This is a genomic window from Vibrio hangzhouensis (assembly GCF_900107935.1).
Taxonomy (GTDB): Bacteria; Pseudomonadota; Gammaproteobacteria; order Enterobacterales; family Vibrionaceae; genus Vibrio; species Vibrio hangzhouensis.
The window spans coordinates 1-24,055 of record NZ_FNVG01000027.1 but is presented as its reverse complement, the minus strand read 5'-3'; the positions used below and the strand labels follow the sequence as shown (position 1 = coordinate 24,055).

Here is a 24,055-nt window from a genome sequence, read left to right as displayed (position 1 = left end):
AAAAAGGCGCTCAAATGAGCGCCTTTTGATTTTCATCGTTCCAGTGTTAAACCCACTTCGTCTTAGTGGCTTCTTTCACTGCTGACATCACCAGCGTCGGTAGCGATGCAGCCATGATGACACCAAACAAGTGACCTGCTGCCAACGCCTCCGTGTTAAAGATAAGCTGACCCAGACCTGTATAGATAACCCCGAGCGATAGGATCGCAGACACCGCGACCGCACCCAGTAGGTACGGGTTGGTGAATGGATTTCGGCGGTACAGCGACGTAAACGTGCGCGAGTCAAACAGGTGCCATAGCTGTGCAAAGACTAACATCGCAAACGCCATGGTTTGTGCGTAGTTTGCGGAGAAACCATTGGTCAGTGCCCAGTTAAATGCCATGTAACTCATACCACCCAGTGCCAGACCGCGAGTCAGGATACGAGTTCCCAAATGGTCACTGAAGAAGCTCTCGTTACGTTTGCGAGGCTTACGCTCCATCAGATCTTTCTCTTCTGGCTCTACACCCAGAGCAAGTGCTGGCAGACCATCAGAGACCAGGTTGATCCATAGAATCATCAGTGGCGTCAGCGGCAAGATCGCTTCCGGGCCCATCATTAGAAACGCAAACAGAATGACTGAAACTTCACCCACATTGGCAGTCAGCGCCTGACGGATAAACTTACGCAGGTTATCGAAGATCTGACGACCCTGACGCACCGCTTTCACTATGGTGCTGAAGTTATCATCCAATAAAATCAGGTCGCCTGAGTCTTTCGCAACCGAGGTACCGGTAATACCCATCGCCACACCAATATCAGCGCGACGCAGCGCAGGTGCATCGTTCACACCATCCCCAGTCATCGCCGCCACTTCGTTGTTGTACTGTTGAGCCTGTACGATGCGCAGCTTGTGCTCAGGAGTGACACGAGCAAATACAGCAACCTGAGGACAGATTTCACGCAGCTTATCATCGTCCATCTCATCGAGCTGCGCGCCAGTCACAACAAGGTCTTGCTCATTGCGGATAATGCCGATATCACGAGCAATCGCAGCAGCTGTGAGTGCGTGGTCACCCGTGATCATCACCGTTCTTACCCCTGCCTGATAACAGCTCTCTATCGCACCGCGAACTTCCGGGCGTGGCGGATCCATGATGCCGTATAGACCGAGGACAGTAATGTCTTTCTCAAGCTCTGTATGATCACGATCTAGATCGGCTTCTGTCAGCTCTTTAAAGCCAACCGCCAGGGTACGCAGTGCATCTTGAGCAAAGTTCTCAATCGCAGCTTCGTAGTTAGCCACAATCTCTTCGCTTGGACTCGCCGCCAGCGCAAGGTTACCGTCGGTTGCCATTGGCGTATGATCAACGGGCATGCCATCAACCATAAAGCCGGCAGCATTTCTAAGAATCACATCTGGCGCACCCTTAATAGCCAGGAAGTGCTTACCTTCCGGATCTCTCACAATTACCGAGGCCATCTTACGAGATGAGTCGAACGGAAATTTCTCAACAATCGAGTAGCCCCCAGAAGCGAGCATTTCAGACTGATTCAGGCCCGCTTTGGCTGCAGCGACAATCAGCGCCCCCTCCGTTGGGTTACCACGAACGGTCGAGCTGTCGCCATCCATGATGTACTCCGAATCGTTACATAGCGTTGCCACGACAAGACCCTTCATCATCTCTGGGCTGTGCTTGGCATCTGTACTGTGTGATAGCGGCTTAAACTGCCCTTCAGGGCTAAAGCCTTTACCGCTCACTTCCCAATAACGACCGCTCGCATCGTATGCTTTCATCACCTGCATTTGGTTTTGGGTCAGCGTCCCGGTTTTATCTGAGCAGATAACCGTAGTTGAACCGAGCGTTTCGATCGCAGCAAGCTGCTTAGCCAGTGCGTTGTTCTTCACCATGCGAGTAGAGCCCATGGTCAGGACGATAGTAATAACGGTAGGAAGTCCTTCAGGAATCGCCGCTACCGACAATGAGATACCCGTATTGAGGATCTCCAGCCAAGGCATGCCATAGTAAAGACCGATCGCACATACAACGGCGACCACACCCAATGCCACCAGCATCAGTGTTTTGGCGATGGTATCCATACGCTCTTGCATTGGCGTTTTGGTTTCTTCGGTATTTGCCATCAGGTCAGCGATGTGGCCCACTTCGGTCTGCATACCTGTCGCCACCACCAATCCCAAACCCGTGCCCGATGTCACCATCGTCGTCATAAAGCCCATATTCAGCTGGTCACCAAGACCTACGGACTCATCGTCGATGACTTTGGCCGTTTTATCCACGGGCTCCGATTCACCCGTCAATGCCGCTTCGTCGATGGACAGACGATTGGCTTCCAAGATACGAACATCGGCCGCCAGAATGTCGCCGGTGCTGATTTTCAGGATGTCACCCGGCACGATGTCGCTGGCGGGAATATCGATCCATTCGCCATCACGCTTAACTTGTGCCGAGGGTGCCGCCATTTGGCGCAGCGCTTCCATACCTTTCTGAGCTTTAAACTCTTGCCAGAAAGCGATGAGCGCGTTGATAAAGATGATCGCCGTAATCGCGATCGCATCCACCAGATGGCCGGTAAAATAGGAGACAACCGCGCCAACACCAAGGATAAAGATCAGTGGGTTTTTGAATTGATGGGCAAACAGCTCAAGTGCCGACTTGCCAGCTTTTTCTTGAAGCTCATTTTTGCCGTATTGTGATTGACGCTCGGTGACGTCCTTTGAAGTCAGGCCTTGTTCCGCCGAAACGCCCATCATCTGCTGGGTATTCTCGACAGTCTCTGTAAACCACTTTTTAGTCATGGGGTAACTCTCCAGGTAAATTCAGTCGACATCGGTAGAATGAAAAACCGATAAAAAGCAATCGCTGAATCAAATTATGAAATGCCCGCCCTGCATGTTTATTAACATTTAGTGCGTAAGCAAAAATCCAAATTAAGTTACCTGAAAGCCGATATCCTTGTAATTAAGTTTCGACGCGCTGACATGCACTCTAGGACGCTTCTTTGACTTAAGACAAACTTAGATTCCATTCCAAAACCAAACCAATAAAGGCTTTGTAAGCAAGTTTTAATGACACCTAATTTTGGCGGAAATAACACTTCTGTTTTTTCGAATAATGAAAACGGGCTACATTAATGAGGACTTCATTGAAGATTACATTTTTATAACCAATCTAATATCACGCCAACTTATTCAATAAATATTCACTTGCAAGATATATCGTTTAAACTTGGTTTTATCTCAATAAAAAAGCCTCTAGCTAGAGGCTTTACAATGTGAAGGTTTATAAGGTTAGGCGCTGATACCAGAGTGGCGTAACAACGCATCTATCTCAGGCTCACGTCCACGGAAGCGTTTGAATAACTCCATTGGCTCTTCGCTGCCCCCCATTTCGAGAATATGGTTCAGGAAGCTCTGACCCGTCTCTTTATTAAAGATCCCCTCTTCTTCAAAGCGCGAGTACGCATCTGAAGACAGGACCTCTGCCCAAAGGTAGCTGTAGTAGCCTGCACTGTAGCCACCAGCAAAGATATGACTGAAGCTATGTGAGAATCGGTTCCATTCGAGGCTTGGCAAAACCGCTACTTTGGATTTCACCTCTGCCAGAGTTTCCAGAACGCGAGCACCGATGTCCGGATCGTATTCCGTGTGCAGCGTGAAATCGAACAGACCAAATTCGAGCTGACGCAGGATAAACATAGCCGACTGGAAGTTCTTCGCCGCCAGCATCTTGTCGAGCATCTCTTTCGGCAACGGTTCACCGGTTTCATAATGGCCAGAAATAAAGGCCAGCGCTTCTTCTTCCCAACACCAGTTTTCCAGGAACTGACTTGGCAGTTCAACCGCATCCCAAGGTACACCATTGATACCGGAAACGGCTCCGGTATCGATCTTAGTTAGCATGTGGTGAATACCATGACCCGTTTCGTGAAATAGCGTCACCACCTCATCATGGGTGAACATCGCAGGCTTATCACCGACCGGTTTATTGAAGTTACAAGTCAGGTAAGCCACAGGCGTTTGCAGCTCACCATCGATACCGGTGCGACGCACACGACACTCATCCATCCAAGCACCACCACGCTTATGTTCACGTGCATACAAGTCAAGATAGAAGCTGCCACGTAAAGTGCCTTCTGCATCAAAAATATCGAAAAAACGTACCGACTCATGCCAGGTATCCACACCTTCACGTTCCTCGATGCGCATGCCAAAAACGCGATCCAGAACTTCAAACAGGCCACTTACCACTTTTGATTCTGGGAAGTATGGACGCAACTCCTCGTTCGAGAACTGGAACAGGTGTTGCTTTTGTTTCTCACTGTAATAAGCGATGTCCCAAAGGTTAAGCTCAGTGACGCCAAATTCTTTTTCAGCAAACTGGCGCAACTCTTCGACTTCACGCTCACCTTGTGGCTTGGCTTTTTTGGCCAGATCATTGAGGAACCCCAATACCTGTGCCGGAGTTTCGGCCATTTTCGTCGCCAGTGATTTTTCACTGAAGGTACCAAAGCCTAACAAACGTGCTATTTCATGGCGCAGCTTCAGTTGCTCCGCAATGATTTCCGTGTTGTCCCACTTTCCGGCATTCGGTCCGCGATCCGAGGCACGTGTCACGTACGCTTCATACAGCTCCTTGCGCAGTTCCTGATTATCGCAGTAGGTCAATACCGGCAGGTAAGAGGGAATATCCAGTGTCAGCAGGTAACCGTCGAGCTCTTTTGCTTCGGCGGCGGCTTGTGCGGCTGCGAGCGCCGACTCCGGCATCCCCGCCAACTCTTTTTCATCAGTAATGTGCTTTGTCCAACCCATGGTGGCATCAAGTACATTGTTGGAGAACTGCGAGCCCAGCTCAGACATACGTTTGCTGATCTCCCCGTAACGGTGCTGCTCATCGGCAGGCAAGCCGATGCCTGACAGCTCGAAGTCACGCAGGGAATCTTTGATGGTTTTCTTTTGAGCTTGCGACAGCACATCGAACGTGTCGCTGGCTTTGATTGCCTTATAAGCTTCATACAGCCCTTTATGCTGACCCACCCAGGTACCGTACTCCGACAGAATCGGCAGGCAGCTTTCATAGGCTTCTCGCAATTCGTCGCTATTCACCACAGAATTCATATGACTCACGGGTGACCAAAGACGGCTAAGCTTGTCATCAATGTCTTCAATCGGAGCAATGACATTGTCCCACGTTGGATGGTCATTGCCCTCGAGCACTTCACCAATTTTCGCCCTACATGCTTCAATCGCTTGTTCGACCGCTGGCTTTACGTGTTCCGGTTTGATTTGTGAAAAAGGAGGTAAGTCGGTAAACGTCATTAATGGATTTGACATGCAGCATCCCTTTTTAATTATTGGATTCCCTCACTCAATCAGAAGGCAAGTGAGCGTAATTAATAGATAAATGTAGACTCGAACAGCCGTTTTCAATCCTTTGTATGCCAATTACGTCAATTCAAAGCGGCAAGATCTCTGCCGCTTAGGGCTAGAAGAGGTTATAATCCGTCCATTCTTGTCCAACTGAGTCTTTATTTTGCTGAGCTATCGACACAGCTTTCACGCCGGTAACCATGCCGATGTTGTGAAGCACATAGTACAAAGTCTTATCCTTAATTCACTAAAAAACAAGGAAAAGCCGTTCGTTTATCACGACACCCATTCGGGCGTGGGTCGCTATGACCTGACTCATGAATGGTCGGAGAAAACGGGCGAATATAAGCAAGGTATCGGTCGTATTTGGGGCAACCCAGACATTCCCGAAGATATCGCCAGCTATATTGAGTCTATCGATACGCTGAATAACGGTGAAGCTCTGCGTTACTATCCCGGCTCTCCACGTGTGGCACGTGCGCATTTGCGTCCGCAAGACCGTATGGTGTTGACCGAGCTGCATCCAAGCGACTTTCCGCTGCTAGAGCAGGAGTTCCATCGCGATCGTCAGGTAAAAATCTTTAAAGAAGATGGTTTTAAACGTCTAAAAGCCAGCCTACCTCCAGCAGAGCGTCGTGGTCTGGTGTTAATCGACCCTCCGTATGAACTCGCAAAAGAGTATCGCGATGTGGTGACCGCGATTGCGCAAAGCTACAAGCGCTGGGCAACCGGTATCTACGCCATTTGGTATCCAGTAGTGAATCGCTACGACATTGACGACATGATCGAAGGCCTCGAAGGTCTTGGTATTCGTAAAATTCTGCAAATTGAATTGGGTGTCTCCCCCGACACCAACGAACGAGGCATGACCGCATCAGGCATGATTGTCATCAATCCGCCGTGGATGCTCGAGCAGCAGATGAACGCGATTCTCCCTTATCTGAAAGAAAAAATTGCCCCAGCCACCGGCCACTTTAAAGTGGAATGGATTGTGCCTGAATAGCAAACCTCTCAGGTTCACATGTCGCGGGGTGAGACGCCCTGCGACCTCCTCTCTTATTAATCGTTATTAGTCATAATCAACACAACTTTTTCCCATTGGATAAAGTTGCTAGACTCGATTTACTATAAAGACAGAGACTGTAAACAGAGAGTCGGGATCGTTGAGTTATCTTAACTGCGCCCCAATATGCTTTGTTATCAGCAATCAAAATATCTATAAGCTTCTGGAGAACGTAATGGCAACGCATTTTGACTATATCTGTATTGGTGGCGGCAGTGGCGGCATCGCATCGGCAAACCGCGCAGCAATGTATGGCGCTAAAGTCGCACTAATTGAAGCACAAGACCTGGGCGGTACCTGCGTAAACGTTGGGTGTGTACCAAAGAAAGTGATGTGGCATGGTGCGCAAGTTGCTGAAGCGATGAACCTGTATGCCGAAGATTATGGTTTTGATGTCGACGTTAAAAGCTTCGACTGGAGCAAATTGGTTGAGAGTCGCCAAGCATACATTGGCCGAATTCACCAGTCTTACGACCGCGTACTTGGCAACAACAAAGTCAACGTAATTCGTGGTTTTGCTAAGTTTGTTGATGCTAAAACCGTAGAAGTGAATGGTGAGCACTATACTGCTGATCATATCCTTATCGCGGTAGGCGGTCGTCCAACGATTCCAAACATTCCCGGCGCAGAATACGGTATCGATTCCAATGGCTTCTTTGAGCTAAGCGAGCAACCAAAACGCGTTGCGGTTATCGGTGCTGGCTACATTGCCGTTGAGATCGCGGGGGTGCTACATGCACTAGGCACGGAAACCCACCTGTTCTGCCGTAAAGAATCACCACTACGCAGCTTTGATCCTATGATCATCGACACTCTGGTTGAAGTGATGAACACCGAAGGTCCAACGCTACATACTCACTCGGTTCCTAAAGAAGTGGTCAAAGAAGCGGATGGTAGCCTGACGCTACATCTGGAAAATGGTGAGAGCCAAAATGTTGATACCTTGATTTGGGCGATCGGTCGTCACCCAGCGACAGATGCGATTAATCTTGGTGCCACAGGCGTGGCAACCAACGATCGTGGCTACATCAAAGTCGATGAGTATCAAGCAACCAACATAGCAGGCATTTACTGTGTGGGCGATATCATGGAAGGCGGCATCGAGCTTACCCCAGTTGCCGTTAAAGCAGGCCGTCAGCTTTCTGAGCGCCTGTTTAACAACAAGCCTGACGCCAAAATGGACTACGACCTGGTCCCAACAGTTGTCTTCAGTCATCCACCTATCGGCACCATCGGTCTGACAACCCAGGAAGCTGAGGAAAAATACGGCAAAGACAATATCAAGGTTTACACCTCTGGCTTTACCGCCATGTACACTGCGGTAACGAAACATCGTCAACCATGTAAGATGAAGCTGGTTTGTGCCGGTCCAGAAGAAACCGTTGTCGGCTTGCACGGCATCGGTTTCACCGTTGATGAAATGATTCAAGGTTTTGGCGTGGCGATGAAGATGGGCGCGACCAAAGCAGATTTTGATTCCGTTGTCGCCATTCACCCTACGGGTTCTGAAGAATTCGTTACCATGCGTTAATGCGAATTTCCTGACGATTCAAAGCCCAGCCGATGCTGGGCTTTTTCAGTCTTAGCGTTAGCTCTCACACCCTGAAGTAACTTTGCTGTTTATCATTCATATTGCGCTTGAAATGCGTCGCAATGAGCAACATTGTGCTTCGGAAATAATGGTTTTAACAGTTACCAGAACATAGCCTTTTCTAAAGTTTTTTCTGCTGACGAACAGAGCACCATCAGCATGATGGCTTTGCATTTCAGCGTAATCCAATAAAATAGAAAAGGAACGTCAGATGAACATCCCTCAATGGCTGCTGGCAGCCAGTGCAGCAAGCATCACTCTCCCGGCACTTGCGGTTAATCCCCAGCCCGACCCAGACAATCCAACCGGATATATACTGCTTCGCACTGAAGTGCAGGTTAGTGAAGCGGCCCAAACACATGATCCGATGTACTCAGCGTGGGCCAATGCTTTGGCGACAGCCCCTAACAGTATGGTGGAGCAGATTGATGAAGGCCTGGTCGCAAATCCCGACAATGTGAAACGTGCTGAACGTGTCTTTTCGCGGGGAGATTGGGACTTTCTCACCCAGATGGCCGCCCCGGAATACACCTACCAGCGATTTTTACAGGCGATAGGGAAATTCCCGGCATTCTGCGGTGATTATGGTGATGGTCGTGATGCCGATGCGATTTGCAAACGCTCCATCATTACCGCTTTCGCCCATTTTGCTCAGGAGACTGGTGGTCACGTGGCCAAAGACAACGCCTGGGACAACCCACTCGCTCTTGAGGAGTGGCAGCAAGCGCTGGTGCATGTCAGGGAAATGGGTTGGTCCGAAGGTCAGGAAGGATACACCACCGGGTGTGGACAAAATGACTGGCAGAACCGGCGCTGGCCATGTGCGGCCAATCAAGGCTATTTTGGCCGCGGCGCCAAGCAGCTTTCCTACCATTTTAACTACGGTCCTTTTTCCGAAGTGATGTTTGCAGGAGATGCCACTGTGCTGCTCAATAATCCGGCATTGGTGGCAGACTCATGGCTCAATCTAGCTTCAGCCATCTGGTTTTTTCTGACGCCACAAGCGCCCAAACCGGCTATGCTGCACGTGATTGACCGTACCTGGGTCCCTTCACAGCGTGAGATTGATGCTGGCATTGGCTATGGCTTTGGTACCACCATCAATATCATCAACGGCGGCATTGAGTGTGGCGAGCAAAACAAAACCAAAGGTCAGCCCGTCAATCGTATTCGCTATTGGGAAGGACTCGCGGCCCATTACCAAATCCCCATTGAAGCCGATGAAGCCAACACCTGCTGGCAACAAACACCTTATGGCAGCCTTAACCTCAATGGTGCGACCGATGTGCTTTATACCAACTGGGAAGCAAGCTGGAAGTATCATGCCGATCGCCCAGGAGGCGTCTCATTTGAATGTAACTTAGTCGGTTATCAAACTGCCTACTCGGCACTGGTTCCTGGCGACTACGAAAAGTGTGTCACCAACTTCTACGGCTCTCATGCCAACTGGCCAGAAGTGCGCATTGTCGATACATTGCCAACGGATGGTGGCGCTGGTGGCGGCACTGGTGGTGGCGACACAGGTTCAGGCACACCGTCTGGGATCATTGTTTGGGAGGCTGGCGTCACACAAGCCAATGTCGGTGATACCGTTATCCACCAAGGAAAATGTTTCACCGCCCAAAATCCTCCCGGCGTCTGGGAAACGCCAACCCAATCAAACTGGTTCTGGAAAGAGGTATCCTGCCCGGTAGGCTAAAACTTAAGCCACTGCCCCTCGGGGCAGTTTTTACACAACTTTTAAGTTCGTTCCCTTTTCAAATTGTAAATATCCCTTATAGTTTGCGCAGACTGTAAGGAGTGGTTAATGGACAAAAAACACATCTTTTTCTTTGACGGGATGCGCTGTGTGGCGGCGCTTGCTGTCATCGTTATTCATGCACTGGGACCTTACCGTCATGAACTGGGGCAAATACCCATGGGGGAGTGGATCACCGCCATCACCTTCAATGGATTCAGTCGCTGGGCCGTGCCAGTCTTCATACTGATTACCGGTGCCCTGATGTTAAGCGATAAGCGACCGTTCGATATGAAGTATTATCTTTCCCGCAGATTGGGCAAAGTCCTTATCCCTTTTGTCGTCTGGTCGCTGTTCTATGCCTATCTATCAGGCTGGACTATCGAAGGGTTTAGTGGGGATACGGTTAAAGAGGCTCTGGCGCAAAGCTACCATCATCAAACCTATTACCATCTGGGATTCTTCTACTATTTTATTCCGCTGTATGTGGCGATTCCGTTTCTGCAGTTATTGGTGCGTAAGTTTGATGATTCTGCCCTCTACGCACTGACTGGTGTCTGGCTGTTAACCACATTACTGTTCTTGCTCCGCATTGATGGTCCATGGAGTGAACAGTTCTGGCTTTACATGGGGTTGCTGCCACTTGGTTATATCCTGTATCAGAAACTGCCAGTGACTCAAGGGGTAGTTATCACCGCCGTCATCCTTGGGGTAGGCGCGATGATATTAAGCAGCTATATGGTGGTACAGGGCAGCGTTGAGGAAGGGCGTTATTATGTCGGGCGCTGGTTTTCATACAAAACACTGAATACCGCTCTCGCTGCCAGTATGATCTTTATTGTATGCAAAGCCTACGCCGAAAATCTGGCGCCTTCGGCCAAGCGCGTGGTCCGCTTTATCAGCAAATACAGCCTGGGCGTATATCTTCTGCACCCTCTGTTTTTGTGGCCAATGAATGAGCTTGGACTTCATGTGGGACACCCGGCGTATATGGTCCCTTTCTGGGTGATAGTGAGTGGCAGTCTGGCGCTCGCAACCAGTTGGCTGCTGTCCTTGAGCAGCAAAACACGCTGGCTACTCCCCTGACTAACTTCACCGACCAACGCAAACAACATTCAACAAGGTGTTTCCCTTTAACGGGGACACCTTTCCGTTGGTAAACAACCCCTTTTGACCATCTCCCCAATATGGCATTTGCAATGGCCATCGCTCCGTCTGCATCTTGCCTGACGCGACCAATGTCTGCCACTCGTCATTACTGGCCAAATGCATATCCATATCACTGCATACTTTAATGGCCGTGCGGTAATTGAGTCGATTCCAGGCTTTATCATGCTCCATATAGAACTGATGATCGTTATTTGCTATGTAAGGAATGATGTAGCGCTTGCCTTTTACCTGCGTGGTCAAGCGCACCGTTATAGGGGCTGGTGCGGATTGAGCGAGTGGCTGAATGGTTGTCGCTTTTTGGTTTGACATCACCTTCGGGGTCGTTAAGGCATCGGCTTTAACCGATGCTGACGCAGACAACTTAGCGGGTTTGGCCTTAGGGGCAGACGATGAAGTGTCCGGCTCGACATGTCGGATAAAGGCATCGTGATAGCCAGACAGCGACTTCACTTGGGTTAGTTCCTGCTGTGCCAGCGTGGCATCCTCATAGGGGCCGATCAGACAACGATAGCTGCGACTTTGCGGCAACATCCAGATATCGGTAGTGATTTGGCTATAGAGTTTTTTGGCCTGCTTCAATGGCATTGGCTTTTCGAGAATACCGCACTGAATCCAGTACAGCGAAGTAGGACTCATCGGAATCTGCTTACCCCAAACCCCTTCTCCGATAGGGCAATGCTTATCCAGAATGGGCAGTTCGTTCATTGAGGGTTGTGAGGCATCACACAACACTTCGTTTTCTGCGGAGGCAGGTAGGGCGTGCAACAAAGCCGCAACCACAGCAACCAAAGACCAGCCACCAAATCTCTCTACCCGATAAAAAGAGCCCATATACATCCTCTGAACACTCACTTGTTATTTGCAGCACAAATAAAAAGAGCCGCATTTATGTGCGACTCTTAGTGTAGTGAGGATTGGGCTTAAAAATCAATCACTCTGGATCACCCTTTGTAGATTTTCGGGTTAAATACATCACGTAGCCAGTCGCCCAACAGGTTAATAACCAGTACAAGCGTAATCAACACGATACCCGGGAAGACAGTAATCCACCATGAACCGGAGAAGATGTAGTTAAAGCCGATGCTGATCAGAGAACCCAGTGAAGGCTGGTCTACCGGAAGACCCAGACCCAGGAATGACAGCGCGGCCTCTGACATAATGGCATTCGCCACCTGTACCGTTGAAATAACCAGAATCGGTGACAGACAGTTAGGAAGAATATGACGGAACATGATACGCGGTGATTTAAAGCCCATGACTCGCGCTGCTTCGACGTACTCTTTCTTCTTCTCAGCCAGCACTGACGCACGAATCGTTCGAGCGTACTGTGGCCACTCAGCAACACCGATGATCACCACCAGCATGGTCACCGCGTATTGGCTGTAGAATTCGCTACCAAAGCTCGCCTTAAAAATTGCCGAGACGATAATGGCAACCATCATAGTAGAGAATGACAACTGAACATCAGCAAAACGCATCAGGAAGCTATCAATTCGGCCACCGAAGTAACCTGCAGACAGGCCGATCACTATGCCCAAAAACAGTTGCAAACCCACCGCCAGGAAACCAATGGTCAGCGACAGACGTGAACCATAGAGAATGGTCGACAGAATATCACGACCCTGATCGTCGGTACCCAGCACAAAGCTCTCATCACCCTCTTCCATCCAAGATGGCGGCAACTCAGAGTCCATGATATCGATCGACGACAAGTCGTAAGGGTCAGTTGGGGCGATCAAAGGCGCGGCTAATGCCATCACCAGGAATAACATAAATACGGTAAAACTCGCCATCGCGACTTTATCGCGCTTGAAATAGTACAAGAAGTCCGAGTTTTTAAAGCGCTCCCATGCCGAAGGAGCAGCGGCTGTATTGGTTTGACTCATGATTATGCTCCTTTTCCAGTCAAGTTCACGGTTGGGTTTATCAATCCGTACAACAAGTCAACGATAGTGTTGGTTACAACGAAAATCAGACCAACAAAAATAACGTAAGCGGTAATAAGCGGTGTATCTACACGGTTAATCGCTTCTAGGAAAAGGAAACCAGTACCCGGCCACTGGAACACAGTCTCGGTAAGGATGGTGTACGCCACCATGGTACCAATCTGCACCCCACCGACGGTCAGTACAGGAAGCATGGTATTTTTCAGGGCGTGTTGATAATAGATTTTGTTAAGAGGTAGCCCTTTTGCTTTGGCAAACTTGATGTACTCCGAGCTGAGCACTTCGAGCATTTCAGAACGAACCAGACGGATAAACAGTGGCAACATGATAGACGCCAGTGCGATACACGGCAGAATCAGGTGCTTAATCCCATCGATGGTAAAGAATCCAGACTCCCAACCCAGAACATTCGCGGTTTCTCCCCGCCCATATGACGGCAGCCAACCCAATTCAATCGAAAACACGTACATCAGCATGATTGCTGTCAGGAATACCGGGATAGAGATACCGACGCTACTTCCTGCCATCACTAGCTTGGTAAAAAAGCTTTTAGGGTGGATGGCCGAGTACACGCCCAGCGGTATCGATAAGAAAATAATGATTAATGTCGCGCCGAAAACAAGCTCCAGTGTCGCCACCAGCTTGTCGAGAATCACCTCAACGGCAGGACGCTTAAAAAAGTATGAAGTGCCAAGATCGCCTTGCAGCGCTGCACCAATAAAACGAGTGTATTTAGTAATGAAAGGATCGTTGAGGCCTAACTCATCACGCAGTGCCTGACGCTCCGCTTCCGAAACCGACTGACCTACAAGCTCACGTAGCGGGTCACCCAGGTTATCCTGAATGGCAAACGCCACCAAACTGATCACAAACATCACTATCAGTGCCTGAAACAGGCGCTTGACCAGAAACGAAAACATTCCTTGCCCCTTAACTATCCATTAATCTCATACGAGAGAGAAATTCAGTCTTAACAACCACCCAATCCGACTGAAATAAAATTGAGCTGAATTGAGGAGGGGAAGACTCCCCTCCTACATCACAGTATATTGTGATTACTCAACCACTAGGTCGCCAAAGTAAGGCATAACCATTGGGTTAACAATGTCGGCAGCTTTCACGTTAGACTTCGCGCCCCACGCTTCACTTTGCCAGTGTAGCGGAACAAATGCTGCGTCGTTGTATAGCGTCGCTTCAACGCCTTTCAGCATTTCAGCACGCTTAGCAGGATCCGTTTCTACGTTCGCCGCTTCAACAATGGCATCCATTTCTGGGTTAGAGTAGTGACCACAGTTATACTGACCACGACCTGTTTCTTCGTTACGAGTCATTGTCAGGAACTCGTTGAAGTTCGCTGAATCTTCCGTATCTGAGTGCCAGCCGATCATCATCATGTCTGCTGCACACACGTCAAACTCTGGCCAGTATTGCGCTTTAGGCATTGTCTTCAGATCAACTTTGATGCCGATCTTAGACAGCATCGCTGCCGCTGCCTGCGCTACTTTCGCGTCGTTCACATAACGGTTGTTTGGCGCCATCATAGTTAGCGTGAAGCCGTCAGCGTAACCCGCTTCTTTCATCAGCTCCTTCGCTTTCTTAAGATCGTAGCGTGGCACTAGTGTTTCGTTGTGACCAACGTAACCTTCAGGGCTTTGCTGACCTGCCGCCGTTGCGAAGCCTTTCATGATCTTCTTAACGATACCTTCGTTGTTGATTGCGTGAACAATCGCCTGACGAACACGAACGTCTTTCAGCGCTTCGTTGCTGTTTTGGTTCATTTGGAACGTGATGATACGTGTACCTGGAAGTGTCACCAGATCCACACCTTTTGCTTCTGATACACGCTTGTGATCGTTTGGAGCAACCGGGTGAATCATATCAACACCACCAGAAAGAAGTGCCGCTACACGGGTCGCGTCTTCTTTGATTGGTACTAGTGTCAGCTTGTCAACGTTACCTTTAGACTCCTTGTCCCAGTAGTCTGCGAAACGCACAAAATCAACCTTAACGCCTTGCTCACGAGCCGTCACGATAAATGGACCTGTACCCGACACGTTGGTAGACGCAAAAGAGTTACCGTGCTTCACTAGCTCAGATTTATCTTTGCCATCTGATGTCTTACCAGAATAGAACTTGCTGTCCATTGGGAAGATATACGTGGCTGTTTGCAGTACAAGTGGGTATGGGCCTTTTGTAACAAGATCAAACGTGTTGTCGTCAACTTTAACGATCTTCTCATATGGGTCGAAGATAGCTTTAAAGTCAGGAGAGCTTTGTAGACGCTTAAATGTCCATACAACGTCGTCCGCTGTTAGCGTGTTACCAGAGTGGAACTTAACGCCTTCACGCAGTTTAAAACGAACTGTCGTGTCGTTTACGCGCTCCCAGCTTTCTGCCAGGCGAGGCTCAAAGTCCATTTCTTGAGTGAAACGAACTAGTGGGTCAAATACCATGTGTGACATCTGCAGTGTGCCACCAGACAGTTGCTCATGCGGGTCAAGAGATACTGGGTCAGCTGCGTAGCCAACTTTGATATCTGCTGCCAAAGCATTGAAGCTCAGACCTGCCGCCATTAGCGCCACTGCTAATTTGCTTTTCATGGTTCTCATTTGCATAACTCCTTCATGCGGGGATCCGGATCCCTTGTTGTTGTGTTTGCTTCTGTTTTCGAGTCCCAATAGGGAATTGTTTGGCTTACGCCGTTTTTACTACGTCTTCTCTCAACCCTGTAAATTCAGGCATCAAGGAAATCAGTTGTTTGCTGTACTCATGCTGTGGGTCAGTGAACAGTTGTTCTGTTGGAGCCACTTCCAAAAGTGTTCCCATTTGCATCACACCCACTCGGTCACACATTTGACGAATAACCGGCAAATCGTGACTGATAAACAGCATAGTTAGGTTCAGTTCTTGTTGTAAGTCTTTTAGCAGGTTCAGAATTTGTGCCTGAACCGATACATCCAGTGCCGATGTCGGCTCATCACAAATCAGCAGACGTGGACGCGTTGCCAATGCACGAGCGATAGAAATACGCTGGCGCTGACCACCAGAGAACTCATGCGGATACTTCACACCCGCCATCTTGCCCAGACCCACGTGCTCAAGCAGATCTTCAACAATCTGTTTGGTTTCTGACTCATTGGCAGTCAATTTGTGGAAACGAATTGGCTCGGCGATGATGTCGTAAATCTTCATCCGTGGGTTCATTGAAGTATATGGGTTTTGGAACACCATCTGCATCTGACGACGCATTGGACGACGCTCTTTCTCCGATTTGAGAGAAGTCAGGTCGATACCTTCAAAGGTCACCTTGCCTGAGTTAGGCGTGTACAGACCAGCAATAACCCGAGCAATCGTCGACTTACCGGAGCCTGACTCACCCACCAGACCAAAGGTCTCACCTTCGTGTACTTGAAAACTTACGTTGTTGGACGCTTGCACGTACTCGCGTCGGCTTTCAAATAGCGAATCTTTAGTAATAAAACGCAGGTTGACGTTCTCAACATTAAGAAGTGGACCTGTATAGGCACGATGGTCCTGACTTTGACCTAACCAGTGGTTTTTCACGTCCAACGGTTCCATCTCATGAGCTTCTTCGATGTAGCTCACAAGAGGGAAACGGTCCAGCTTCATATCTGAACGCGGAACCGCCGAAATCAGGCTGCGAGTATACGAGTGATCAGGTTCACCCAATACTTTCGCGGTTGGGCCAAACTCAACCAAATCACCACGGTACATAACCGCGACACGGTCTGTCACGTTAGACACCACACCCATATCATGGGTTACCAACATACAACCGACATTATTCTTGATACACAAATCGCGGATCAAACCCAGAATTTGGTCCTGAATGGACACATCAAGAGCGGTCGTTGGTTCATCGGCAATGATGAGATCAGGCTCACCGGCCAGTGCAATAGCAATGACCACACGCTGACGCATTCCCCCAGAGAACTGGTGCGGGTACTGCTTCAGGCGGTTCTCAGGTTGTGGAATGCCCACTTGGTTCATCAGGTTAAGAGCGCGTTGATACGCCTCTTCATCCGACACCTTCATATTGGCGTGAATGGTTTCTTTTAATTGCTGCTCAACCGTGAACAATGGATTTAGAGAGGTCATTGGGTCTTGGAAAATAAACCCGATTTTTGAGCCACGAACTTTGCGCATCGCTTCTGGAGACAGGCCGGACACCTTTTCTCCATCGAGGAAAACCTCACCGTTAGCGATGACGCCAGGAGGAGACAGCAAATCAATAACCGCGTTACCGACGGTAGACTTACCAGCTCCGGATTCACCGACCACACCAACTATTTCACCGCGCTCAATATTGAACGACAAAGATTTAACCGCGGCATGTACCCCATGGCGTGATGGGTATTCGATACGAAGATTCTTAACTTCTAATAGTGACATTACCAGACCTCTACTGCTTTGGCAGTTTTCTGCCCCTGTCTGAAAAATTGATTCCGTTCCTAATCAGCATTTTGTGCTGACTATTTATAAGGGCATCAATTTGGCAAATCTTTCACAGAAAAGCAACAAAAATAGGATAAAAATTCGAAATTGAGCAAATCTAAAGCAGTATAAATAAATATATATGCACGATAATTACATATAGTAGTGGCAACAATGATTGAAAAAGTTGATATCTACTGAAAAAACCGCACTCAATAACGATGACAAAACGCTACCGTTCACGTTATTAGCAATATTTATGACTAATTCACCACGAATATTTATGCTGCAATCAATTTAACACTATAGAAACATAAATTTTGTGATAATGCCGGTAACAGCACTAAAGTCTAGATCTTAATCACATTTACTGACCATAATGCTTTTGATGCTTGAATGAACCAAATTTTCCGCTACCCCGGTTTGCAACATCTTGTCTTCAGGTTTTTTAGAGAAAACTCTACATTAATTATTAAATACAGAGTTTTTCTCCATTTCTTGCTCAAAGAGAATCGTAGAAATGTTATTCATGGTGGTGGATATTGGACAATTCACCCTGATTTTTCACTTTTGACACCGCCAGCACAAGCCTCGATTCTGCTTCATATTTAGCCTTGAACGGGCGACACTTCATCAAACCTAAAGATCGCCTCTATCTTTCCCCATAACTGCTCGCCGGCAATGAACAGAGCAACCACAAAGATGACGTCACAGCTGATCCCCAGCCACTGCCTGTAACCGATCCATTCAGGAAAGTAACCCGGCAGATAAAACAAGATGACATTCATTATCGGTCCGACCAACATCATTAAGCCAAGTCCGGTATAGTAAAGTCGCCTTGTAGAGCGTCGACTGGGTTTCAGTTTGAATAGGGTTTCAAGCAACCAGATTTTAAACCGCTGTAACCGCTCCCGCCCCAGCAGGAATATCGCAGCAATCGTCGCAACCTCGGGCACACCAAATATCATCGCACCACTGAGTAGTGCTTTCTTACTGCCACAAATGTCCAGTGTCGTTATCACCGGAATCAAAAGAGGACTCATCAATGCCATTGCAAACGCTGAAATTCCAAGGATAAAACGCAAATTGTGGCTTACTGTTGACCAAATGGTCTGTATACATCGCTTCATATCGTGTTTCCAGACAGCCCCTTTAGCAGCAAGAGGGCATGATTTTCGTATCAACATATCTCTCGACGAATCACCGAAGTTTTACAGCGTATACCACCGCTGAGTTTGGCATGATACTCAAAAGGTACTGTCACAGGCGTCACGCCTTTCTCTGCCAGCAACTGGTTAAGTCGCGGTGTCGACTCCGGCATCAGAATATGTTGATGGTCCAGCATGACAGCACAGGGACCGGTTGCCCGTGTCTCAGCACGATTAGCCCAAATGACATCGAAATCACTCATACACTCAGGGAGCCCTGCTGGAAACGCATCTTCATAGGCAATAACCAGTTTGGGTCCAGCTACGCACATGACCGCAAACAGATGGTGGATCCCCACCTCAGGCAGTTCTAGGATGGTGACCTGATAACCATCATGTTCTAGCATGCGTTTCACCCACTGTGCCCCTCTCTGATTAGTGGAAGATGGCCCTGTTGCCACCAGCACACGCCCATCACCAAGATTCAGTACGTCGCCACCTTCATAGATATAGTCTCTTTGCGTTGTCGGACGAGGTGCTGTGTAATGCAATATGTTGTGGTCATCATCGATAAACGGCTGGTGTCGCTCTCGCACTGGCTCAATACTGGCCCAGGCAACGTCACTGGCCCAGACATTTTCCAACACATTTCGACCTACGACCCACAGCGGCTCTGCCGCAAATACTTGTGTAAAATCTGCCGTCGGTTGACAGGCTAAGATCTCAGACTCTGACATTTCGCGTGCGAAATGGACCTTGACACCAAATTGCTCATAAGCCTTGGCCAGCGCCTGTGTTTCTTTTTGCAATCCAGCCAGAAACTCAGGGTAACTTTCCGACAGTAACTGCCCGCCGGCCTTATCACACATGTCAAATAACTCGTGTTGCATCACACTGTGATACGTCGCTCTAATATCTTCAGAGAGCTGCGGTAAACGCATATTCTGACTGCTGCCAAGAATCACTTCCCGCAACTTCCCATACAGGTTGAATTCTCCGTAGCTTTCTTTGGTAATTGCTGGCATAAACACGCGGTTGAACTGTTTCGCTATCGACATATTGCCTCTCTACTTTGTGGAAAAATAGAGACTCCCTTCTCTAATGAACCCACTCAGGATATCGCCACCTGCCGGTTCCAAAAAGTCAGTGTATGTCGTAACTATCATTCGCTCTCAGAGGGCAAATCAGTGGTCGTAACTCTCGCTCGATAAAACACATCATGATTTAGCGAGACGCTGGCAAATTCATTGATAGGGGTTGTCAGGCTAGGTAGGGTCAGCTGGTTGTGGTTCTCAGGCAAGCTGATCTGTCGCTCCATAAAGGTATAGCGCAAGGTCGCGACGTTATCTTGTACAGAAGAATCACTGATAAGCCATAGTTCCGTGTCACCGACTTGTTTGAGGAGCCGGTGCTCTTGTAAGCCCATAACCAGATTACCTTGATACTTTTGGTTAACGTGAATCGTAAGCTCTGCCACGTAGTGGGCCTGACAGCCAAAAGGCGCTATCAAAGCCCCCATTACCCACATTCGGTAAATACCGTTGAACATCGGTCCGCTCTTGTTTTACAAAACCATCAGGCTGAAGGAAAGGACTTCAGAAACCAACACGGACTCTGCATAACATTGCTGACACAGCGAGCTAAGTTACAGCTGAAAAGAGCGGCTCAGCTGAGCCAGCTTTGTGAGTAAGCGTCGTTCACGTTGCAGAGTGTGGTGCCAGATAAGGCGGTACTCCATGCTGACACTCCCGCGCCCCGTTGTGACGAGCTGACAGGCATCAATCGCACTTGCAACCTGCGCCTTGGGCAACCAACCCTTACCGTGAAACGTCAGTATTGCCCGCAGCATCTGAGCAGGCTGGTTGAAAGAAAGGGCATTGGTCGGTATCTCCTCAGCGAAATGCCACAGCGGCTGTCCTTTTGGTCCATGAACGAACATCTCTCTGTGGGCTTGACCCTGAGTTATTGGGGAACACACTTCAATAAACTCGCGCTGGCCAACCGACTCAGAATGAAGGTGTGGAGCAAGATGTTGAAACGGAAGAGTGATGGCCATATCGATCTCTTGTTTGACCAAAAGGCGCTGAATTTCGTTATTCTCTGCTGAAAACAAATCCAGGCTGCGTAGAGGGCACTCTCGCAACAACAACATAGATAGCGCACTGATCTCCTGTTCAGACACTCCTTGCTCGAAACAAACCCGTAAGGTTTCAGCCGTCTGACACTGCGAAAATGTCTCTGTGAGATGGAGCAAATTCTCCAGTTCTGTTGCCTGTCGATAAAACCGCTGCCCAAATTCGCTCAGTCTGACTGGCCGGGTTCCTTTAATAAACACATCAGCGCCCAAACTGGCTTCCAAACGGTGGATAGCCGAGGTGATCGCTGGCTGGGACTTACCTAACGCCCGAGCCGCCTTACGCATACTGCCGCTGTGTGCAATGGCGACAAAGGTTATTATTTGATCAAGCGTCACGGTTGTTCCTCCCTTGTCTGGATTTATCTATGGCCCAATGTTCCAGTCTTTCAAGTACAGAGGTTCCAGACAGATGTTCACTCCAGAACACCAGCACGCCCCATGTCGCTGTCAGATGTGGTTCACCACGGGTCGTGATCGTCGGAGAATCTACGATATTGGCAGCAATGGCCGACGTATGACTGGGGATGGCATTGAGAATGGCAGAGACCTGTGAATAGTCGGAAACACGAACTTGCCATGGGCATGGAAAATCGAAACGCTTATAAATGGGTGCGTTATCGCGACCGGGATGGGCAAGACTCAATTGCGGCAGGGTCATAAGTTGACCCGTGTCGAAAGTGGATGCCTGATTAGCCGCCGCTTTTGACGAAGGTTCATGACTGGTGAACAGTTGGCTTTCAACCTGACCCACTGCAAAAAAATGGCGGGTTTCTGGCCAGGGGAGATCGGCCAGCGTGACGATCCAGTCCAATCGCTGCTGATTGAACGCCGAAATCAGTTCGTCACTGGGCATGGTGTTGATACTGAGGCGGATATCGAGGTCCCACAGAATGGCGATAATCTCTTCGAGCCAGGTATTGGGGAGGTGACTGTCAATGCCCACGGCAACTTCTGTGATAACACCTGAGCCCAGAGAGTTCTTTAACTCATAATAACCACCAACGACAGCTTTAGCCCAAGGCAGTAATGCTTGCCCTCTCTTTGATAACTGCCGTTTACCATTACCTGTCACAAACAGCTCACCCCATCGATCTTCCAGACTTTGAATGGCCAGACTGACCGGGCCATGAGTCTTCCCCAACCGCTCTGCAGCCGCGACGATAGATCCTGACTGTGCAACAGCGACAAAGCTTTCCAGCTGTTCAATTGATGCCAAGTGATAACCTTTTTAAACCATTTATAGTGAATATTAGTTTATCAGGGATATTTATCATAACCCCACTTTTCAGGGAACGAGCAAAGTACGGCGACTTAATCAGTGCCCGGATGGCATGAACTCAACGTCTTATTAATGAATTTTTGAAAAGAGGTCATCATGAATATTCACGCCATTAAAGCCTTTGTCCTGACCACTGAGTTAGGCTCCATTTCTGCAGCGGCCAAAGCGATGAACAAAGGGCGCGTTCAGGTCAGTCAGTGGATTGCAAACCTGGAACTCGACTGGGGGTTAGAACTGTTTGACCGAACAGGCCATAAACCCATTCTCACTGAGCCAGGACATGCGCTGCTTGAAAAAGCCACTTCGATGATAAACCTGTCAGAAAAACTGGCGTCTCAAATCGAGACGATTAACGGCACTGGTTGCCCCCGAATACGTCTTGGGATCACCAGTTACATTGACCCTCAACTGGTTTCGCGCTTAGTGCTACAACTAAGAGAAATTGAACCCGCCACCGAACTGTTGATTGAATTTGCGCCCTGTGACGATCTGATCGCCTCAGACCAATACGATTTTATTATCAGTCACTACCCGCACTCTGGGATAGGCCAATGGGAGTTTCTCAATATCAGCCAGCGCCAGTTTGTCTCGGTCTGCTCGCCCGAGCACCCCATTGCCTTAGTGGATGATGTCACCACTGAACAGCTCGGCCAGCACCTGGCGATCAGCGTCACTCAACAACAAAGTGAATCTCTATGGAGCAGCATTAAATTCGACACACTGGCCGTTAATAACCTGACCACCGCTATTCAACTGGCAAAGGATGGAGTCGGCTGGCTCTGCCTCGATCAGGCCTCTGTCGCGGATGAACTCAGTAACAACCAACTCATGATCATCAATCACAGAGAAGCGATTCAGCGCTGCAAATTTGGACTTGGCTACAAAGACGCTCACACCATGATTGACGTCAGAGAAGCGCTTTATCACACCCTGCACCAGTACATTCGACGTTAAACATATCTGTGTAGATAAACCCCAACGGAGTCTGATTTTTTTAAATCAGGTACAGCCAATACTATGCGATTCGAAACAAAGACCAGGCCCTTTGGCCAATTTTTAGTGAGGAAACGATGAAAAAAGCAACTTTGAAAACAGCCACTATCCTAGCGCTTGCCACTGCCGTAGCCGCGCCCGCACTCGCGTCCAACGACTCTGGGTTTTATGTCGGCTCGTACATTGGGGCAATGTCCGCCTCCAATAGCGATACTGCGACAAAAGGGGAGAAAGACCAGAAAATCAAAGGTAACTTTCGCTCTCTTGGAGTAAAAGCCGGTTACGACTTCAACTCCATATTTGGAGCCGAACTTCGCTATAGCCGAGACAATGGCAAAGTACAAAAAAAATCAGGTCAAAGCCTGGCTGTCGACCATCAAACAGGACTCTACGGTAAAGCAAAGTTCAATGTCACGAACAACATTGAGTTATATGGTCTTGCCGGTGTGAACAATATTCGCCTCAAGCAAGCCGGGTTTGCCAGTAACGACAATAAGAAAACCATTAACTCGTTTTCTTATGGGGTCGGAGCTCAGTACAATTTCAGCGATTCACTGGGTGCTAACGTTGAGCTGATGAAACTGTCTAACCACAAGCAGTTTGATGCTCAATCTATTAACCTAGGCCTCAACTACCGATTCTAACCTTCAACCCCAACCAAGTTTGCAGGGATGCAACTTGTTCCTTTCTGCCAGCAGATCCAAGCACTTACCCTCCGACACAAACACCGAGTTAAAGCTACCTCTCTCCCCAAGACACATAAAATAATCGTTCAAGATGACCGATTCATACTAATCAATGAACAGGGTCTCGATAGGAGTAAACATGGTGATTGGGCTTCCAAGAGACAGGCCACCGACCCGAATGCGGTTTCCTCAAACCTTTTTAATACACATACGAAAAAAGCCCCGACTTTCGACGAGGCTTTAAATAGTGGTCGGTGAAAAGGGATTCGATTGGTTCGACACTCGAGGACTGGGCTTCCATGGGACTGGCCACCCAGCCCCCGACTAGCATGGGCTTTCCCTAAAACCTATAAAACCATATACGAAAAAGGCCTTGTCTTTCGACAAGGCCTTGAATGGTGGTCGGTGAAGAGGGATTCGAACCCCCGACCCTCTGGTCCCAAACCAGATGCGCTACCAAGCTGCGCTATTCACCGAC

At 48.7% G+C, this 24,055-nt stretch carries 18 protein-coding genes and 1 tRNA gene; 6 read left to right on the top strand and 13 right to left on the bottom strand.

Annotated elements, in window-relative coordinates; all coding sequences use genetic code 11:
- Positions 1-46 precede the first annotated feature (46 nt).
- Positions 47-2,800, bottom strand: a complete 2,754-nt coding sequence (locus C4S60_RS19825) for a cation-translocating P-type ATPase (RefSeq protein WP_103881427.1) — start codon at positions 2,798-2,800, stop codon at positions 47-49.
- Between the two features lie 492 nt (positions 2,801-3,292).
- Positions 3,293-5,335 (bottom strand): oligopeptidase A, encoded by a 2,043-nt coding sequence (prlC, locus tag C4S60_RS19820; RefSeq protein ID WP_103881428.1) that lies wholly within the window; start codon positions 5,333-5,335, stop codon positions 3,293-3,295.
- 199 nt (positions 5,336-5,534) lie between these two features.
- Here prlC and C4S60_RS19815 point away from each other — a divergent pair, with 199 nt between their 5' ends.
- The 4 genes from C4S60_RS19815 (at position 5,535) to C4S60_RS19800 (ending at position 10,849) form a co-directional block, all read left to right on the top strand.
- A complete protein-coding gene (locus tag C4S60_RS19815) occupies positions 5,535-6,374 on the top strand; it encodes a 23S rRNA (adenine(2030)-N(6))-methyltransferase RlmJ (protein ID WP_103881429.1) in 840 nt (279 codons plus the stop codon).
- Positions 6,375-6,609: 235 nt separating this feature from the next.
- Positions 6,610-7,965, top strand: a complete 1,356-nt coding sequence (gene gorA / locus C4S60_RS19810) for a glutathione-disulfide reductase (RefSeq protein ID WP_103881430.1) — start codon at positions 6,610-6,612, stop codon at positions 7,963-7,965.
- A 271-nt stretch (positions 7,966-8,236) separates the two neighbouring features.
- Entirely contained in the window at positions 8,237-9,724 is a 1,488-nt protein-coding gene (locus C4S60_RS19805; protein WP_103881431.1) for a glycoside hydrolase family 19 protein, read from the top strand.
- Between the two features lie 108 nt (positions 9,725-9,832).
- Positions 9,833-10,849: an acyltransferase gene (locus C4S60_RS19800; protein WP_103881432.1), complete on the top strand. Its 1,017-nt coding sequence runs from the start codon at positions 9,833-9,835 to the stop codon at positions 10,847-10,849.
- 6 nt (positions 10,850-10,855) lie between these two features.
- Here the strand turns inward: C4S60_RS19800 and C4S60_RS19795 are convergent, their stop codons facing one another.
- The 10 genes from C4S60_RS19795 to C4S60_RS19750 all read right to left on the bottom strand — a co-directional run bounded on the left by C4S60_RS19795 (position 10,856) and on the right by C4S60_RS19750 (position 21,835).
- Positions 10,856-11,764: an SPOR domain-containing protein gene (locus C4S60_RS19795; RefSeq protein WP_103881433.1), complete on the bottom strand. Its 909-nt coding sequence runs from the start codon at positions 11,762-11,764 to the stop codon at positions 10,856-10,858.
- A gap of 110 nt (positions 11,765-11,874) precedes the next feature.
- A complete protein-coding gene (locus tag C4S60_RS19790; protein WP_103881434.1) occupies positions 11,875-12,819 on the bottom strand; it encodes an ABC transporter permease in 945 nt (314 codons plus the stop codon).
- Between the two features lie 2 nt (positions 12,820-12,821).
- Positions 12,822-13,799, bottom strand: a complete 978-nt coding sequence (locus C4S60_RS19785) for an ABC transporter permease (protein WP_103881435.1) — start codon at positions 13,797-13,799, stop codon at positions 12,822-12,824.
- 135 nt (positions 13,800-13,934) lie between these two features.
- Positions 13,935-15,488 (bottom strand): ABC transporter substrate-binding protein, encoded by a 1,554-nt coding sequence (locus C4S60_RS19780; RefSeq protein ID WP_103881436.1) that lies wholly within the window; start codon positions 15,486-15,488, stop codon positions 13,935-13,937.
- Between the two features lie 85 nt (positions 15,489-15,573).
- On the bottom strand, positions 15,574-17,292 hold the full coding sequence (locus tag C4S60_RS19775) for a dipeptide ABC transporter ATP-binding protein (RefSeq protein ID WP_103881437.1): 1,719 nt from the start codon (positions 17,290-17,292) through the stop codon (positions 15,574-15,576).
- 650 nt (positions 17,293-17,942) lie between these two features.
- Complete coding sequence (locus C4S60_RS19770; RefSeq protein ID WP_146060879.1) at positions 17,943-18,464, bottom strand: hypothetical protein; 522 nt, start codon at positions 18,462-18,464, stop codon at positions 17,943-17,945.
- Between the two features lie 50 nt (positions 18,465-18,514).
- Positions 18,515-19,540 carry a dimethylarginine dimethylaminohydrolase family protein gene (locus C4S60_RS19765; protein WP_103881439.1) on the bottom strand — a complete coding sequence of 342 codons (1,026 nt, stop codon included), beginning with the start codon at positions 19,538-19,540 and terminating at the stop codon, positions 18,515-18,517.
- A gap of 104 nt (positions 19,541-19,644) precedes the next feature.
- A complete protein-coding gene (locus C4S60_RS19760; RefSeq protein ID WP_103881440.1) occupies positions 19,645-20,031 on the bottom strand; it encodes a hypothetical protein in 387 nt (128 codons plus the stop codon).
- A 96-nt stretch (positions 20,032-20,127) separates the two neighbouring features.
- Positions 20,128-20,955 (bottom strand): LysR family transcriptional regulator, encoded by an 828-nt coding sequence (locus C4S60_RS19755; RefSeq protein WP_103881441.1) that lies wholly within the window; start codon positions 20,953-20,955, stop codon positions 20,128-20,130.
- Entirely contained in the window at positions 20,945-21,835 is an 891-nt protein-coding gene (locus C4S60_RS19750) for a LysR family transcriptional regulator (protein ID WP_103881442.1), read from the bottom strand. Before C4S60_RS19750 ends, C4S60_RS19755 begins: the two co-directional genes overlap by 11 nt.
- A 159-nt stretch (positions 21,836-21,994) precedes the next feature.
- Between C4S60_RS19750 and C4S60_RS19745 the strand changes: the two genes are divergently transcribed.
- Complete coding sequence (locus C4S60_RS19745) at positions 21,995-22,852, top strand: LysR family transcriptional regulator (protein ID WP_103881443.1); 858 nt, start codon at positions 21,995-21,997, stop codon at positions 22,850-22,852.
- Between the two features lie 116 nt (positions 22,853-22,968).
- A complete protein-coding gene (locus tag C4S60_RS19740; protein WP_103881444.1) occupies positions 22,969-23,535 on the top strand; it encodes a porin family protein in 567 nt (188 codons plus the stop codon).
- Between the two features lie 441 nt (positions 23,536-23,976).
- Here C4S60_RS19740 and C4S60_RS19730 read toward each other — a convergent pair.
- A tRNA-Pro gene (locus C4S60_RS19730) sits at positions 23,977-24,053 on the bottom strand.
- Positions 24,054-24,055: the final 2 nt, after the last annotated feature.